This window comes from Thiopseudomonas denitrificans (assembly GCF_002866065.1).
GTDB classification, from domain to species: Bacteria; Pseudomonadota; Gammaproteobacteria; order Pseudomonadales; family Pseudomonadaceae; genus Thiopseudomonas; species Thiopseudomonas denitrificans.
In genome coordinates this window covers 114,303-129,160 of sequence record NZ_LNJZ01000003.1, presented here as the reverse complement: position 1 = coordinate 129,160, position 14,858 = coordinate 114,303, and the positions used below count along the sequence as shown (strand labels likewise).

Genomic DNA, 14,858 nt, shown 5'->3' with positions numbered 1-14,858 from the left:
CCAGACTCGGCATGATCGCACAACGTGCCTGTAGTACCATGCCTTGTGTTTTCCACAAAACCGGCACCCATGAGTTGAAAGTGCAGCTTTGTCTTAAATACTCACATTGTCATGCCTTCATTCCTGTCAGCACCTCATGCCCAGACTCCGCCAACTCCCGCTTCGCACTGCCCTGCTCCTGTTGCTGTGCTGGCTGTTGTTTCTGCTGGCGGACCGGCTGGACCCGCTGCCGGATGTGCAGGCCAGTGGTGCCCAGGTGGTGCTGGCACGCGATGGCCAGCCGCTCTGGCGTTTTGCCGATGACGAGGGCGTGTGGCGCTATCCGGTGACGCTGGACGAGGTATCGCCGCTCTATCTGCAAGCCCTGCTGGATTACGAGGACCGCTGGTTCTATCTGCATCCCGGCATCAACCCGCCCGCGCTGCTGCGGGCCGCCTGGCTCAACCTGCGTCATGGCCGTATCGTCTCTGGCGGCAGCACTCTAAGCATGCAGGTGGCACGCATCATCGAACCGCACAGCCGTACCTGGCAGGGCAAACTGCACCAGATCTGGCGCACCCTGCAGCTGGAATGGCATCACTCCAAGGATGAAATCCTTGAAATCTATCTGAATCGCGCCCCTTTTGGCGGCACGCTGGAAGGGGTGTCGGCGGCCAGCTGGGCCTATCTGTCGAAACCGGCCAGCGAACTGACCCATGCGGAGGCCGCATTGCTGGCGGTGCTGCCACAGGCCCCCAGCCGCCTGCGCCCGGACCGTCATGCACAACGGGCGCAGGCGGCGCGGGACAAACTGCTGCAGCGCCTGCGCCAGCACGCTACCTGGCCGGCACAGCAGATTGACGAGGCACTGGCCGAGGAGATCTGGCTGGCCCCGCGTCAGGAACCGGCACTGGCTCCACTGCTGGCTCGCCGCCTGCGTCAGCCGCACAGCGGGCGTATCCGAACCACCATCGACTTCGCCCTGCAGCAACGGCTGGAACAGCTGCTGGCCAGCTGGAAACATCGTCTGCCGCCGCGGGTATCCGCCGCCATTGTCGTGGCGGAAACGGCCAGTATGGAAGTGCGCGCCTATCTCGGCTCGGCGGACCTGCATGACGAACAACGCTCCGGCCATGTCGACATGGTGCAAGCGGTGCGCTCGCCCGGTTCGACCCTGAAGCCCTTTCTCTATGCACTGGCACTGGAAGACGGCCTGATCCACTCCGAGTCGCTGCTGCAGGACGTGCCCCGGCACCATGCCAGCTACCAGCCGGGCAACTTTGCCCGCGGCTTTGGCGGGCCGGTATCTGCCAGCGAAGCATTGCTCAACTCGCTCAACCTGCCGGCGGTACAGCTGCTGGAGCACTATGGCAGCCAGCGCTTCGACGCCCGCCTGCAACAGGCCGGCATTCGCCTGCAGTATCCGGGCGACGGCATTCCCAATCTGGCGCTGATCCTCGGCGGTACCGGAGCAAAACTGGAGGATCTGGTCAGTGCCTATGCCGCGCTCGGGCGCAATGGCAGCACCGCCCCGTTGCGTTATCAGCCGGACACACCCCTGCAACCACGCCCGCTCACGACACCGGGGGCAGCCTGGGTGGTACAGCGGATCCTGTCCGGCCACCTGCAGCCCAACAGCGCGGAACAACAACGCCGGCAGGGCTTTGCCTGGAAAACCGGCACCAGCCATGGCCACCGTGATGCTCTGGCTCTGGGTGTGGGCAACGGTCATGTCATCGGTGTCTGGGTTGGCCGACCCGACGGCACGCCGGTACCGGGACAATACGGGCAGGTCAGTGCCACCCCGCTGCTGTTGCAGGTGTACGACATCCTTGCGCAGCAACCCGGCCGGCTCACCGGCAATCCGTCACAGCCGCCCGCTGTGGGTGTCGCCGCCATCTGCTGGCCGGGCGGACAACCACTGGCGGCCGATGACGGTAACTGCCGCCGCCAGCGCATCGCCTGGACGCTGGACGGCATCACCCCGCCAACCCTGAATCTGGCCGGCCTGTCCCAGCCCGTTTGGCAGCGCATCTGGACTGATGACAAAGGCCGGCAAGTGGCCGCCGACTGTCAGCAAGCCCGGCCAACGGACATTGCCCTGTGGCCGGCCACGCTGGAGCCCTGGCTGCCGGCCGGCGAACGCCGCAGCCGCCGCCTGCCTGCGGTCAACACTGACTGCCCGCCAGTGACACAACCGGTGGCCGGCGAGCTGCGCATTCTCGGTGTCACGCCTGGCGCCAGGCTGCATTTGCCACCACTGCGCAGCCATGAGGAACTGGTCGTCGAATTCAGCGTCGAAGGTGCAAGTGGCGGACTGTGGTGGTTCCTCAACGGCCGGCCGCTGCAGCAAACGGACGGCAGCACCGCATTCCAGCACGCCTTCACCCGCCCCGGCAAACAGCAGCTCAGTGTGATCGACAGCAACGGCCAGACCGCCCTGCTGGAATTCAGCACTGTGCTGCCGGTCACGGACTGAGGCGGTTACGACATCATTCCTGATGACGCCCGGATCGGGCCATGGTTATAGTAGTGCCCTCAGCCAAGGAAGCCGCCATGCACAACACCCGCACCTCCAGAATTCTGCTGCATTTCCTCGCCATCCTGCTGTTTGGCAGCCTGCTGGCCTGCAACCAGGAAACGCCCGACAAGAAGGCCGCTACGGGCACTGCAGTTGTCACCGCGTCCGCTACAGATACCAGACCGGATCCCGCCCACTATCAGGGCCAGCCCCTGACACTGGTCGATGTGTCCGAACAACAGGTGGACGGAGCAGCGACGCTGGTGCTGAGCTTTTCCGTACCTCTGCAGCCCGGCCAGGCCTTTGCCGAGTTCATCAGCATCAATGACCTGACGGCAGCCACCGTACTGGAGCCAGCCTGGGTGCTAAGCGATGACGGCATGGAGCTGCGCCAGCGCCATCTGCCACCCAAACACAGACTGAATATCGAGGTGCAGGCCGGACTACTGGCGATCACCGGAACCCGGCTGCAACAGGACAACCAGACCCGGCTGACCACCAACAACATGGAGCCCATGCTGGGCTTTGCCAGCAAGGGTTCACTGCTGCCGATCGAGCTGGCACAGGGGCTGCCGGTGCAATCGCTCAACGTCAACGAGGTGGATGTGGACTTCTTCCGCATTCACGATACCTCGGTACCTGGCTTCATCGCCCGTCATGACAGCAGCGGATTCTCCGTCTGGAACAACGACGACCTGCAAGCCATGGGTCGTCTGGTCTACAGCGGCCGCTTCGACCTGCAGGGCGAAGACAACGTGCAGCAGCGCAGCCTGTTGCCGGTCAACGACATCGAGGCCCTGCAACAACCGGGCGTCTATTTCGCCGTCATGCGTCAGGCCGGCAATTTTGCCTACACCCAGCCCGCCACCCTGTTCACCCTGAGCGATATCGGCCTCTCCGCACACCGCTCGGCACAGGCACTGGACCTGTTCGCCCTGGGCATTGCCGACGGCAAGAGCCTGACCGGGATCAGCATCCAGCTGCTGGATGCCAGGGGCCAGCTGCTCGACGAGGGCAGTACCGACCACAAGGGCCACCTGCAACTGCCGCTGCACAAGGACGCCACGCTGGCCCTGGCCCGCAGCGGCCGGCAAACCAGCTTTCTGCCACTCAAGCGCGGTGCACTGGACCTGAGTGAATTCGCCGGCCTGGACGGAGCAGCCCAGCGTCCCATGCAGCTGTTCGTATTCGGTCCGCGCGACCTGTATCGCCCCGGTGAAACCGTTTTGCTCAATGCCCTGCTGCGCGATGCCGATGGCCAGCCGCTACCCGAGCAGCCGGTCCAGGCACGCATCCTCACGCCGGACGGCCAGGAGCTGCGCAGCTTCGCCTGGCAGCCGCAGGAGACGGGCTTTTACCAGTACCGGCTGCAACTGGCCGACAGCGCACCGACCGGCCGCTGGCAACTGGTGGTTGATCTGGACGGCAGCCAGGGCATCAATCAGGTGCGTCACGAATTCCAGGTGGAAGATTTCATGCCCGAGCGCATGGCACTCGAACTGTCCGGCAGCACGCAGCCGCTGACACCGGATGCCGCGCTCGACATCCAGGTGGAAGGCCGCTTCCTGTATGGCGCACCTGCCGCCGGCAGCGAGGTGCAAGGTCAGCTGTTTGTGCGGCCGCTGCGCGAGGCGCTGCCTGTCCTGCCCGGCTACCAATTCGGCTCGGTGACAGAAAAGCTGCCGACCCAGAGCCTAGACTTCAAGGCCGTCCTCACCGACGACAAAGGCCACGCCAACCTGCAGATGAAAAGCCAGTGGGACGAAGCCCGCTCGCCACTGGAACTGGTGGCCAGAGTCAGCCTGATGGAGTCCGGCGGCCGCCCGATCACCCGCCGCCATCTGCAAGCGGTCTGGCCGGCATCACAGCTGGTCGGCATCCGTGGCCATTACACCAGTGACAACCGGGTGGATGAGAACTCCCTGGCCAGCTTCAGCCTGGTGCTGGCCAATGCCGCAGGGGAACTGCAGGCCGCCGACAACCTGCAGGTACGCCTGATCCGCGAGCGCCGCGACTATTACTGGAGCTACTCGGCAGAGACCGGCTGGCGCTCCCGCTATAGCGAAAAGAACCTGACCCTGCAACAGCGCCAGATCAGCCTGGACGGCAAGACGCCGGCGCAAATCGAATTCCCGGTGCAGTGGGGCTCTTACCGCATCGAGGTGGAAAACCCGCAGACCGGACTGGTCAGCAGCGAGCGCTTCTGGGCCGGCTACCGCTGGCAGGACAGCAGCGAGGATGGCGGCGTGCGCCCCGATCAGGTGCGCCTGAAGCTGGACCGCGCCGCCTACCGCAACGGCGAGACTGCCAAAGTGCGCATCGAAGCACCCCATGCCGGTTCCGGCTATGTGCTGGTGGAGTCGGCCGACGGCCCGCTCTGGTGGCAAAACATTGAGGTGCCGGCCGACGGGCTGGATATACGCATTCCCGTCGACAAGGACTGGAAACGTCACGACCTCTATGTCACCGCACTGGTGGTACGGTCTGGCGCGCACAACGCCGAGCAGACCGCCAAACGGGCCGTGGGCGTACTGCACCTGCCGCTGGATCGCAGCAAGCATGCGCTACAGCTGGAACTGGAAGCCCCGGACAGCACCCGCCCCGGACGCGAACAGCTGGTGCGCATCAAGGTTCGTGATGCCGATGGCAAGGTTCCGGCCGGCAGTCGCGTGCTGCTGTCGGCGGTGGATGTCGGCGTACTCAACATTACCGGCTTCAAGACACCGGACCCGCTTGACAGCTTCTTTGGCCGCAAGGCCTATGCCGTCGACCAGCTGGATGTTTACGGCCAGCTGATCGACGCCGGCAAGGCCGGGCTGGCCCGCCTGCGTTTTGGCGGTGATGCCGCGCTGGAGCAGGGTGGCGATCGTCCGAAGAGTCATGTACAGATCGTCGCCTGGCAAAGCGATGTGCTGACTGTGGATGCCGACGGCTATGCCGAAACCCGCCTTCCGCTGCCGGAGTTCAACGGCCAGCTACGGCTGATGGCCCAGGCTTGGGATGACGACCGCTTCGCCAGTAGCGAACAGCTGATGACCGTAGCCGCACCGCTGGTGGCCGAGCTGGCCATGCCGCGCTTTCTCGCCCGGGGTGATGACAGCCAGCTGATGCTGGAGCTGCACAACCTGACCGACCAGCCGCAAAGCCTGCAGCTGAAACTGGATACAGGTGACCTGCTGGAGCTGTCCGACACCCTGCCAGATCCCCTCCCCCTGGCCGCCGGCCAGCGCCAGCGCCTGCCGCTACCGGTACGGGCAATCGCCACCGGCACCAGCCAGCTGGCTCTCAGGGTTGATGGCCTGCAACTGCCGGACGAAACCCTGCCCGCCCTGCAACGTCAATGGCAGCTGGATGTGCGCTCGCCCTGGCCGGACCAGTCGCGCCGTGTCACCCGCCTGCTGCAACCGGGCGAACACTGGAGCAGCGCCGATGACTGGCTGGACGGCTGGCTGCCGGGCAGTACTCGCGCCCGCCTGACCCTGTCGACACAACCCATGACCAGCCTGGCCACTCTGGTGCGCTCGCTGTACGAATACCCCTATGGCTGCTCCGAGCAAACCGCCAGCCGCCTGTTGCCGCTGCTGTACCTGCCGGCCGAGCGCCTGTCGGAACTGCTCGACAAGCCGGTCAGCACAGAACAACGCCGTCAGTTGTTGCAGAGCGGTATCGAGCACTTGCTGAGCATGCAGCGCCCGGACGGCTCCTTCGCCATGTGGGATGCCAACGGCGAGGAGATCCCCTGGAATACCGTGCTGGCCACCGATTTCCTGCAACAGGCCAGCCGGCAGGGGCTGGAAGTGTCTGCCGCACGGCTGGACAAGGCTCGCGAGCGCCTGCTGCGCTATGTGCGTGAAGGCTATCTGGTCAGCTACCAGTACACCGATGATGTCGCCCACAGCCGGCTGGCCACCCAGAGCTACGCCGCCTATGTGCTGTCGCAGCAGCAGCCGGTACCGCTGAGCGCCTTGCGCACCCTGTACAACCGGGCTGCCGATGCGAAAACTCCGCTGGCGCTGGTGCACCTGGCGGTGGCGCTGGACAAGTCCGGTGACGGTCAGCGCAGCCAGCAGCTATTGCAAAAAGCCGGCCTGTTCCAGCGTGATCGTCACCTGTGGGTACAGGATTACGGCAGTCCGCTGAGCGACTTGGCCTGGCAGATTCATGCGCTGAACAGCAACGGCCTGCTGCCGGATACCCAGCTCGGCCCACGGCTGGAGCAACTGGTCGATGCCATTCACGGCAAGCGCTGGCTGTCGACCCAGGAAAACGCCGCCGCCTTCATGGCACTGCACAGCGCCGGTCTGGGCAGCAGCGAGCCCTGGCAGGCCAGCCTGCAAACAGCCAGTCGCGTGCTGGAGCTGTCAGCGAAGCAGCCTTCCCGCAACCTTGGCAGTGCGGACCTGCGCCAGCCGCTGACCGTTACCAACGATTCCGAACATGCGCTGTATCAGGTACTCAATGCACGGGGCAATCCGGAGCACTACAGCCCGCAGCCGGATAACGTGCTGAAAGTCGGACGTGATTATTTCAATCTGGATGGCAGCCCGGCACAACTGGGCCAGCTCGCCAGCGGCGACCTGCTGCTGGTGCGGCTGCAGATCAGTGCCAGCGAGACCGTGCGTGACGCCCTGGTGGTGGACTTGCTGCCGGCCGGCTTCGAGCTGGAAAACCAGAATTTGGGTGAAAGCAGCGTGTTGCTGAGTGATGTCAGCACATTCAAGGGCTGGCAGACGCAAATGCAGGAGACACGCATCGCCATGCAGTCCTGGCTGGATGACCGCTATGTTGCCGCTGTCGAAGCCGGTCCGTGGCAGGCAACCACGCTGCTGTATCTGGTCCGTGCCGTCACTCCGGGCGAATACCAGCTGCCACCGGTGCAGGTGCAGTCGATGTACCGGCCCGACTGGCAGGCCGAATACAGGGGAGATGATGACAGGGTTGTGATTCGTTAGAGTACAAAAACTGTGTGAATTCATTCGCACAAACACCGGCCATATGCCCGGCCTTGCCGGGCAGTGTTCGAATGAATTCGACCCTACACCAGGCTTGATCCCGGCGCTCCATGTAGGTGCGAATTTATTCGCACAAGTAACCGCTCATTTGCCCGGCGTTGCCGGGCAATGTTCGAATAAATTCGAACCTACACCAGGTTTGATCCCGGCGCTCCTTGTAGGTGCGAATTCATTCGCACAGCAGGGTTCGAAGATGCCCTGCAGCGTATGTCATTCGCCCGGCGTTGCCGGGCAGTGTTCGAATGAATTCGACCCTACACCAGGCTTGATCCCGGCGCTCCATGTAGGTGCGAATTTATTCGCACAAGTAACCGCTCATTGGCCCGGCGTTGCCGGGCAATGTTCGAATAAATTCGAACCTACACCAGGTTTGATCCCGGCGCTCCTTGTAGGTGCGAATTCATTCGCACAGCAGGTTTCGAAGATGCCCTGCAGCGTATGTCATTTGCCCGGCGTTGCCGGGCAGTGTTCGAATGAATTCGAACCTACCCCATCGACATGCCCGGCAGGATTTGCGAAGCGATATACAGGTAAACCACCACACCCGAGGCATCACACACGGATGTGATCAGCGGTGCACTGGCACTGGCCGGGTCAAGGTTGAACTTGCTCAGGACAAAAGGCAGGCTCATGCCGATCACGCAACCGACCATGACAATGCTGACCATGCTCAGCGCCAGCACCAGTGCCACCAGCGAATCACCGCGAATATAACCCAGCAACGAAACCGCTGCCGCCATGGTACAGCCCAGCAACAGGGCAACCGTGGCCTCCCGGCCAAGCAGCTTGAACCAGTCCTTCATCACCACTTCACCGGTGGCCATCGCCCGCACCATCAGCGTCGACGACTGGGAGCCGGCGTTACCGCCACTGTCCACCAGCAACGGCAGAAAGAACACCAGCACCAGGTTGGCGGCAATGATGTCCTCGAAGTGGGCGATACCGGCACCGGAAAACAGGTTGCCGAACACCAGCAACACCAGCCAGAACACCCGCTTGCGGTACAGCAGGCCGATGGTGGCATCCTTCAGGTTACCGACCGACGTGGTGACACCGGCGGATTTGTGGAAGTCGTCGGTGGCTTCCTCGCTGGCCACATCCATGGCATCGTCATAGGTGACAATCCCCACCAGACAACCCATCTGGTCGGTAATCGGCAGCGCCAACAGGTCATAACGGGTAATGCGCTTGGCGATATCTTCCTGGTCTTCGCCGACCTCGCCACTGACCACATCAGCAATCATCAGCTGGTCGATGGTCTTGTCCGGATGGGCCAGAATCAGGTCGCGCAGGGATACCACCCCGAGCAACCGGCGCTCGTCATCAATCACATACGACTGGTAGATGGTCTCCGCATCCGGGGCTTCATGGCGCAGGGAGGCCAGCGCCTGGGCCACCGTCATGCCCGGTTTGAGCATGGCATAGTCCGAGGTCATCAGCGCACCGGCCGTGCCTTCCTCGTAAGATGACAGCCTGCGGATGTCTTCACGCTCGGCCTGGGCCAGCGCCGGCAGCAGTTCATTCTGCTGTTTCGGATCTAGGCGCTTGAACAGATCGGTTCGCTCGTCCGCCGGCATCTCGCCAACCAGCCGGGCCAGTGTCGCCCGGGGAAACTCGCGCGCCAGCCGTACCTGTTCATCAGCATCAAAGTAAGCGTAAATCTCGGCCCGGCCGGGCAGCCGTTCCAGCAAGCGCCAAGCCTGTTCGGGGGCAACCAGCTCCAGCGCGTCGGCGATATCCACCGGCCGCAACCCTTTCAGGGCATCAAGTGCTTCATCCAGCTGGTCATTGTGCAGGGCAGCGCTCAGGACGAGCGCAATATCTTCGTGGGTAATGCTCATATCAGTCTCCGGGGCATGCACTGGCCACCCGGAAACGCGCCCTAGGCAGGGCTCAGGGCATGATCAAAGGGCGGGCAGCAGCTGCCGGCAAGCAGGTATCAAATTATGCAAAGTTGTCCATGAAGGACATAAACAAGAACTTTCCATACAGCGTCAAAATCTCGTAACACCGCATATGCGGCGGGCGAATACTAGGCTACCCATTGGCAAAGGGCAACCTGACAGCAGGCTGCCCCGACATTAAAAGGCCTGTTGTTAAGCGTCCGTTCATGACATGCGCAAAACAGGATCGCAATTCGTCATGACCAACAAAATTACAGGGCCAACTCCAGCACCTGGCGGCAAACCTCCGGCGTGATATCCCCGTGTTCGCCCAGTGTGGTCATGCCATGGGCTTCCAGCTGCTGCAACACCGGCTCGATGCAGGCTGCATCCAGTCCGTAGTCCGCCAGCCGGGTCGGCACGCCAACCGCCTCGAAGAATGCCCGCGTACGCCTGATGGCTTCATCAATGCGCTGTTCCTCGCTGCCGCTCGTCAGCTGCCAGACCCTTGCCGCATATTGCAGCAGCTTGTCCCGCTTGGCGTCACGGCGTACCTGCAGCATGGCCGGCAGCACCACCGCCAATGTTTGCGCATGGTCCAGCCCGTACAGTGCGGTCAGCTCATGGCCCAGCAAATGGGTCGACCAGTCCTGCGGCACGCCGGCCCCGATCAGGCCGTTCAGGGCCAGACAGGCCACCCACATCAGGTTGGCACGCAGTTCCTCGTTGTCCGTTTCGCTAACCGCCTGCTCGCCAATCTCCACCAGCGTTTGCAGCAAGCCCTCGGCAAAGCGGTCCTGCAGCGGGTTGTTGCCCACCACCGTCAGGTACTGCTCGATGACATGTACAAAGGAGTCCACCACCCCGTTGCCAACCTGACGGGCCGGCAGACTGAAAGTCTTGGTCGGGTCCAGCACCGAAAATTGCGGAAACACCAGGTCGCTGTGCATGGGCAGCTTGGCCTTGTCGGCCAGACGGGTGACCACCGCACCATTGTTCATTTCCGAGCCGGTTGCCGGCAGGGTCAATACCGAAGCCAGCGGCAAGGCTTCGGTAACGTTCTCGCCGCCATTGAGCAGTATCTGCCAGGGATCACCGGCGAAATTGACGGCAGCAGCAACAAACTTGGTACCGTCAATCACCGAGCCGCCGCCCACTGCCAGCAGGTAATCCAGCTGTTCGCGGCGGATCAGCTCCACCGCCTGCATCAGGGTTTCATAGGCCGGGTTGGGCTCGATACCGGAAAAGTACTGCACATGGCGTTCACCCATTGCCTGGCGTACCTCGTCGAGCGTGCCGTTACGCTCGACGCTGCCGCCGCCATACAGCACCAGCACGCGGGCATCCGCCGCTATATGCCGGTCAAGTTCGGCAATGCGGCCCTTGCCAAGAATGATGCGTGTCGGGTTGTAAAAATCGAGACTGAGCATAAAAACACCTTTTAATCGTTAGTCAGCAGCAATGGCAAAATTTGTCCGGCCGGCCCTTGCAGGCTGTATTCATTGGCACGGCCCACAGAGATTGGCTCCGGATTGACATGGATTACCGTGGCACCCCTCCGGGCGGCCAGATCGGGAATCATCGCTGCAGGTTGTACCACACCGGAGGTACCGATCGACAGCAGGCAGTCACAGTCGCCGGCAGCGGCAAATGCCGCATCCAACGCGCCCTCGGGTAACGCTTCGCCAAACCAGACCACCCCTGGGCGTACCCGTCCGTTACAGGAACTGCAGCGCGGCGGCTCCAGTGCCTGCTCGCTGGCCATTGCCGGTGCGCCGGCAAATTCATGGGGCCGGCCACAATCGAAGCAGCGCGGAGCAAAGATGCTGCCATGCAGGTGCAGCACATCCCGGCTGCCGGCCCGCTCATGCAGGTCGTCAACATTTTGCGTAATCAGGGTAACCCTGGGCAGAGTCTGCTGCAGCCCGGCAATGGCGCGGTGCGCCGGGTTTGGTTCCACGCCCAGCAAGAGCTGGCGCCGCCACTCGTACCAGCCCCAGACCAGCGCCGGATCACGCAAAAACGCTTCAGGCGTGGCCAGCTGCATCGGATCAAAGCGTGCCCAAAGCCCGGTCAGCGCATCACGAAAGGTATGCACACCGCTTTCTGCCGACACGCCAGCACCGGTAAACACCACCAGATGCCGCGCCTGGCGCACCGCCTGTTTTGCTGCCGCTGGAATATCTGTCATGGCTGTTCTCCTCTCATGCCGGGATGCAAGCAACCACCATCCGGAACCGGATCACCATCCGCCGCTCAATATATTCTGCATACTGTTTCTGGCCTTTCGGCCAGCGACCCTGCAAAATAGTGCTTTTTGCCCCGCCTGCTTGATCCGGCATTCGTTTTAGCACATTTCTATGCTTTCTTCCCTGTTTTACCGGTCACTCCACTCACTGCTGCTATCGTTGCTGCTGGTGCTGTCCGGCTGCGCCGGCGTCAAGACCGTCAGTGTCAGCACCACCGATTACATGTCCCAGCGTCGTGGCGACATCCTCACCACCGGCGAGCTGAGCCCGTCCACCCATGCCGCCCTGCAAGTGCTGGGGCTGGATGTAGCTGCCTGCAGCAAGCAGATCGAAATCTGCCATGAACAGCTGAGCAACAGCAACGGACTGGATGCCGAACAGCGTACCGCCGCCCTGGCCGAACTCTGGCTGCAGCAGGCCATCAACGGAACAGCCGCCACAAGCGAGCCGGCAGACCGGCAACACCGGGACAGCCTGCATGCCTGGCTACAATCGGCCCGCCATGCCTACGCCTACCTGTTCTTTTCCGAGCGCACCGCCAGCGAGCGGGCCCTGGAAGACCGTCAGACCCAGGTACGCGACTACTACAACTACTCCGTCCAGCAGGCTGTCACCCGCCTGTTCGACGAAAAGCAGCAGGAGCTGCGTGGCAGCCTCGACCGCTTCGGCAACTTCAACATCAATGCCGATGGCTGGCACATCAGCGGCAAGCTGAAGAACCTGCGCCTGTCGCGTGACCAGCAGCTGCCCCAGCAGCTGGTACCCGCCGCCTCGCTGACCTTCAAGGGCTTGCGCAACCAGTACCGGCGTGACGGCATCGGTGCAGAGCTGGTGGCAGTGATGGCGAAAAAGGTGGTCACCAGCCAGAGCAGCGAACAGGCCTACAGTGAAACTCCGTTTCCGGCACTGACGCTGGTGCTGCGCTTTCCCGGCGACAGCCTGGAAGAGGTGCTGGCCACCCGTACCACCGAGCTGATGGGCTTCGACCCCTACCGCCTGGACCATGTCACCCTGGCCGGGCAGTATGTGCCGCTGGCGGCTAACTTCACCTCCGGCTACGGGCTGTGGCTGGCCCGCTCCGGTTTTGCCAACCAGTCGCTGCTGACACTGATCGGCCGTGGCGAGATTCTCGAACAGCCGCACGTCTACCTGATGCAGCCCTATGACCCGCGCCGGCGCATCATTGTCCTGCTGCATGGCCTGGCCAGCAGCCCGGAAGCCTGGATCAACGTGGCCAACGAGATCCTCGGCGACGAATCCTTGCGCCAGAACTACCAGATCTGGCAGGTCTACTATCCGACCAACGCTCCCATTGCCCTCAACCATGCCCTGATCCGCCAGGCTTTGCAGGACACCATCAGCTCGCTCGACCCGCGCGGCCAACACCGCGCCACACAGGACCTGGTGCTGATCGGACACAGCATGGGCGGGGTGCTGTCACGCCTGATGGTTTCCGATTCCGGCGACCAGCTCTGGCAGGAAGTGGTTGACCGCTACCAGCTCGACGGTCAGCGCAAGGCGCGTGTCCGCAAGGCACTCGAACCCTATGCCTGGTTCAAGCCGATGCCCCAGGCACGCCGGGCGATATTCATTGCCGCCCCGCATCGCGGCACACCGGTGGCCGAATACCGGCTGGCGCGCTGGACCGCCAACCTGATCAAGCTGCCCTTTTCCATGCTCGGCCGCATGACGGAAATCGCCCAGCTGCTGGTTGACCCTTCTTCTGCCAACGCCACACCGGTGGTTCGCGGCTTCAACAGCATCGACAACCTCAGCAACCGCGACCCCTTCATCCGCGCCACTGCAGGACTGCCCATCGCCGATGGCTTGCCGTATCACTCGATTATTGGCCACGACAAACTGAAAATCCCGCTGTTGCAGTCCAGTGACGGCGTGGTGCCCTACCAGAGCGCCCACCTTGAAGGGGCTCGTTCAGAGAAGGTGATCCACTCCTGGCACAGCGTGCAGGAAACTCCCGAGGCTATCCTGGAGGTCCGCCGCATCCTGCATGAACATTTGCAGACCACGCCGGCACTGGCGGAGGCTCCCTGATGCTGCACTGGAGCCTGCGCCTGCTGCTGAGCCTGCTAATCCTGCCGGCGGCAGTCTGGGGCCTGCTGGCCCTGCATTTTCAGCTGCCGTTCAACCCGGCACAGAACACCTTCATCCAGCTGACCTGGGCCGGCCTGGGCTTTTACGCCCTGTACCTGCTGTGGCGCGGCTACTGGAAAACCGGGCTGATACTCTACCTTGTGTTGCACGGTGAGCTTTTGCTGTGGTGGGGCGATATCCAGCCCTTGCATGAGCGTGAATGGGCCGACGAAGTGGCCCGCATGACCACCGGCGATATCAATGGCAACCGGGTGACCCTGCACAACGTGCGCAACTTTGCCTGGCGCTCGGACAACGACTACGACATCCGCTGGGAAAGCCGCGAATACGACCTGCAGCGCCTGCGCTCGGTGGACATGATCAGCTCGCACTGGGGCATGGACAGCATTGCCCACGTGCTGGTGTCATTCGGCTTTGATGGCGGCCAGTTCGTCACCTTCAGCGTGGAAATCCGCAAGGAAAAGGACGAGGAGTTTTCCGAACTGGGCGGTTTCTTCAAACAGTTCGAGCTGAGCATTCTCGCTACCGACGAGCGTGATGCGGTGGCTGTGCGCCCCAACGTGCGCGGCGAGGACGCCTACCTGTATCGCATAGCCATGCCGGCCCAGGTCCGTCGTGCGCTGTTCCTGGCCTATGTCGAGCAAGCCAATGCACTGGCAAAGACACCGCGTTTCTACAATACCATTACCGTCAATTGCACCACGCTGGTGTATACCATGCTGCAGCAGGTGACCGGCGGCCTGCCGCTGGACCCGCGCCTGCTGCTGACCGGCTACCTGCCCTCCTATATCCAGGAGCAGCACGGCCTGATCGAAGGCTTCGGGCTCGACGAACTGCGCGAACTGGGCCATATCAATCAGCGCTCGCTGGCTGCCGCCGGGCGCAGTGACTATTCACGGCGCATCCGCGAAGGCGTGCCCGGCTGGCGACACGAACCACAGGCCCTGCCGCAGGGATTGCCTTTCTAGCTTGGGGCATTGCAGTGCGTCACCGGAGCGTCAAGGCGTGAAACAGGCCGCATTTGCACATCATCACGGCATAAATCATAATTACCGGCCGCGTGCAGGATGCACGCAATCTGATTCCATCTCCAGCAGGCCTT

The 14,858-nt window shown here is 62.7% G+C and carries 7 protein-coding genes; 4 read left to right on the top strand and 3 right to left on the bottom strand.

Annotated features, from left to right (window positions below):
* Window positions 1–136 precede the first annotated feature (136 nt).
* Entirely contained in the window at window positions 137–2,458 is a 2,322-nt protein-coding gene (gene pbpC, locus AR306_RS01960) for a penicillin-binding protein 1C (RefSeq protein WP_101495876.1), read from the top strand.
* 41 nt (window positions 2,459–2,499) lie between these two features.
* Entirely contained in the window at window positions 2,500–7,452 is a 4,953-nt protein-coding gene (locus tag AR306_RS01955; RefSeq protein WP_240622452.1) for an alpha-2-macroglobulin family protein, read from the top strand.
* 545 nt (window positions 7,453–7,997) lie between these two features.
* Here the strand turns inward: AR306_RS01955 and mgtE are convergent.
* From mgtE to AR306_RS01940, 3 genes are all read right to left on the bottom strand, one after another.
* On the bottom strand, window positions 7,998–9,353 hold the full coding sequence (mgtE, locus tag AR306_RS01950; protein ID WP_240622451.1) for a magnesium transporter: 1,356 nt from the start codon (window positions 9,351–9,353) through the stop codon (window positions 7,998–8,000).
* Window positions 9,354–9,667: 314 nt separating this feature from the next.
* Entirely contained in the window at window positions 9,668–10,825 is a 1,158-nt protein-coding gene (locus tag AR306_RS01945) for an iron-containing alcohol dehydrogenase (protein ID WP_101495874.1), read from the bottom strand.
* Between the two features lie 11 nt (window positions 10,826–10,836).
* Complete coding sequence (locus AR306_RS01940; protein WP_101495873.1) at window positions 10,837–11,586, bottom strand: SIR2 family NAD-dependent protein deacylase; 750 nt, start codon at window positions 11,584–11,586, stop codon at window positions 10,837–10,839.
* A gap of 169 nt (window positions 11,587–11,755) precedes the next feature.
* Between AR306_RS01940 and AR306_RS01935 the strand changes: the two genes are divergently transcribed.
* Together AR306_RS01935 and AR306_RS01930 are read left to right on the top strand one after the other, a co-directional pair.
* Window positions 11,756–13,696 carry an esterase/lipase family protein gene (locus AR306_RS01935; protein WP_101495872.1) on the top strand — a complete coding sequence of 647 codons (1,941 nt, stop codon included), beginning with the start codon at window positions 11,756–11,758 and terminating at the stop codon, window positions 13,694–13,696.
* The gene (locus tag AR306_RS01930) at window positions 13,696–14,724 is read left to right on the top strand and encodes an Lnb N-terminal periplasmic domain-containing protein (protein WP_101495871.1); all 1,029 of its coding nucleotides are present in this window, start codon (window positions 13,696–13,698) and stop codon (window positions 14,722–14,724) included. Before AR306_RS01935 ends, AR306_RS01930 begins: the two co-directional genes overlap by 1 nt.
* Window positions 14,725–14,858 lie beyond the last annotated feature (134 nt).

Coding starts and splice junctions, on each gene's coding strand:
- pbpC (WP_101495876.1), top strand. CDS start 137: ATGCCCAGACTCCGCCAACTCCCGCTTCGCACTGCCCTGCTCCTGTTG.
- AR306_RS01940 (WP_101495873.1), bottom strand. CDS start 11,586: ATGACAGATATTCCAGCGGCAGCAAAACAGGCGGTGCGCCAGGCGCGG.
- AR306_RS01955 (WP_240622452.1), top strand. CDS start 2,500: ATGGTTATAGTAGTGCCCTCAGCCAAGGAAGCCGCCATGCACAACACC.
- AR306_RS01930 (WP_101495871.1), top strand. CDS start 13,696: ATGCTGCACTGGAGCCTGCGCCTGCTGCTGAGCCTGCTAATCCTGCCG.
- mgtE (WP_240622451.1), bottom strand. CDS start 9,353: ATGAGCATTACCCACGAAGATATTGCGCTCGTCCTGAGCGCTGCCCTG.
- AR306_RS01945 (WP_101495874.1), bottom strand. CDS start 10,825: ATGCTCAGTCTCGATTTTTACAACCCGACACGCATCATTCTTGGCAAG.
- AR306_RS01935 (WP_101495872.1), top strand. CDS start 11,756: ATGCTTTCTTCCCTGTTTTACCGGTCACTCCACTCACTGCTGCTATCG.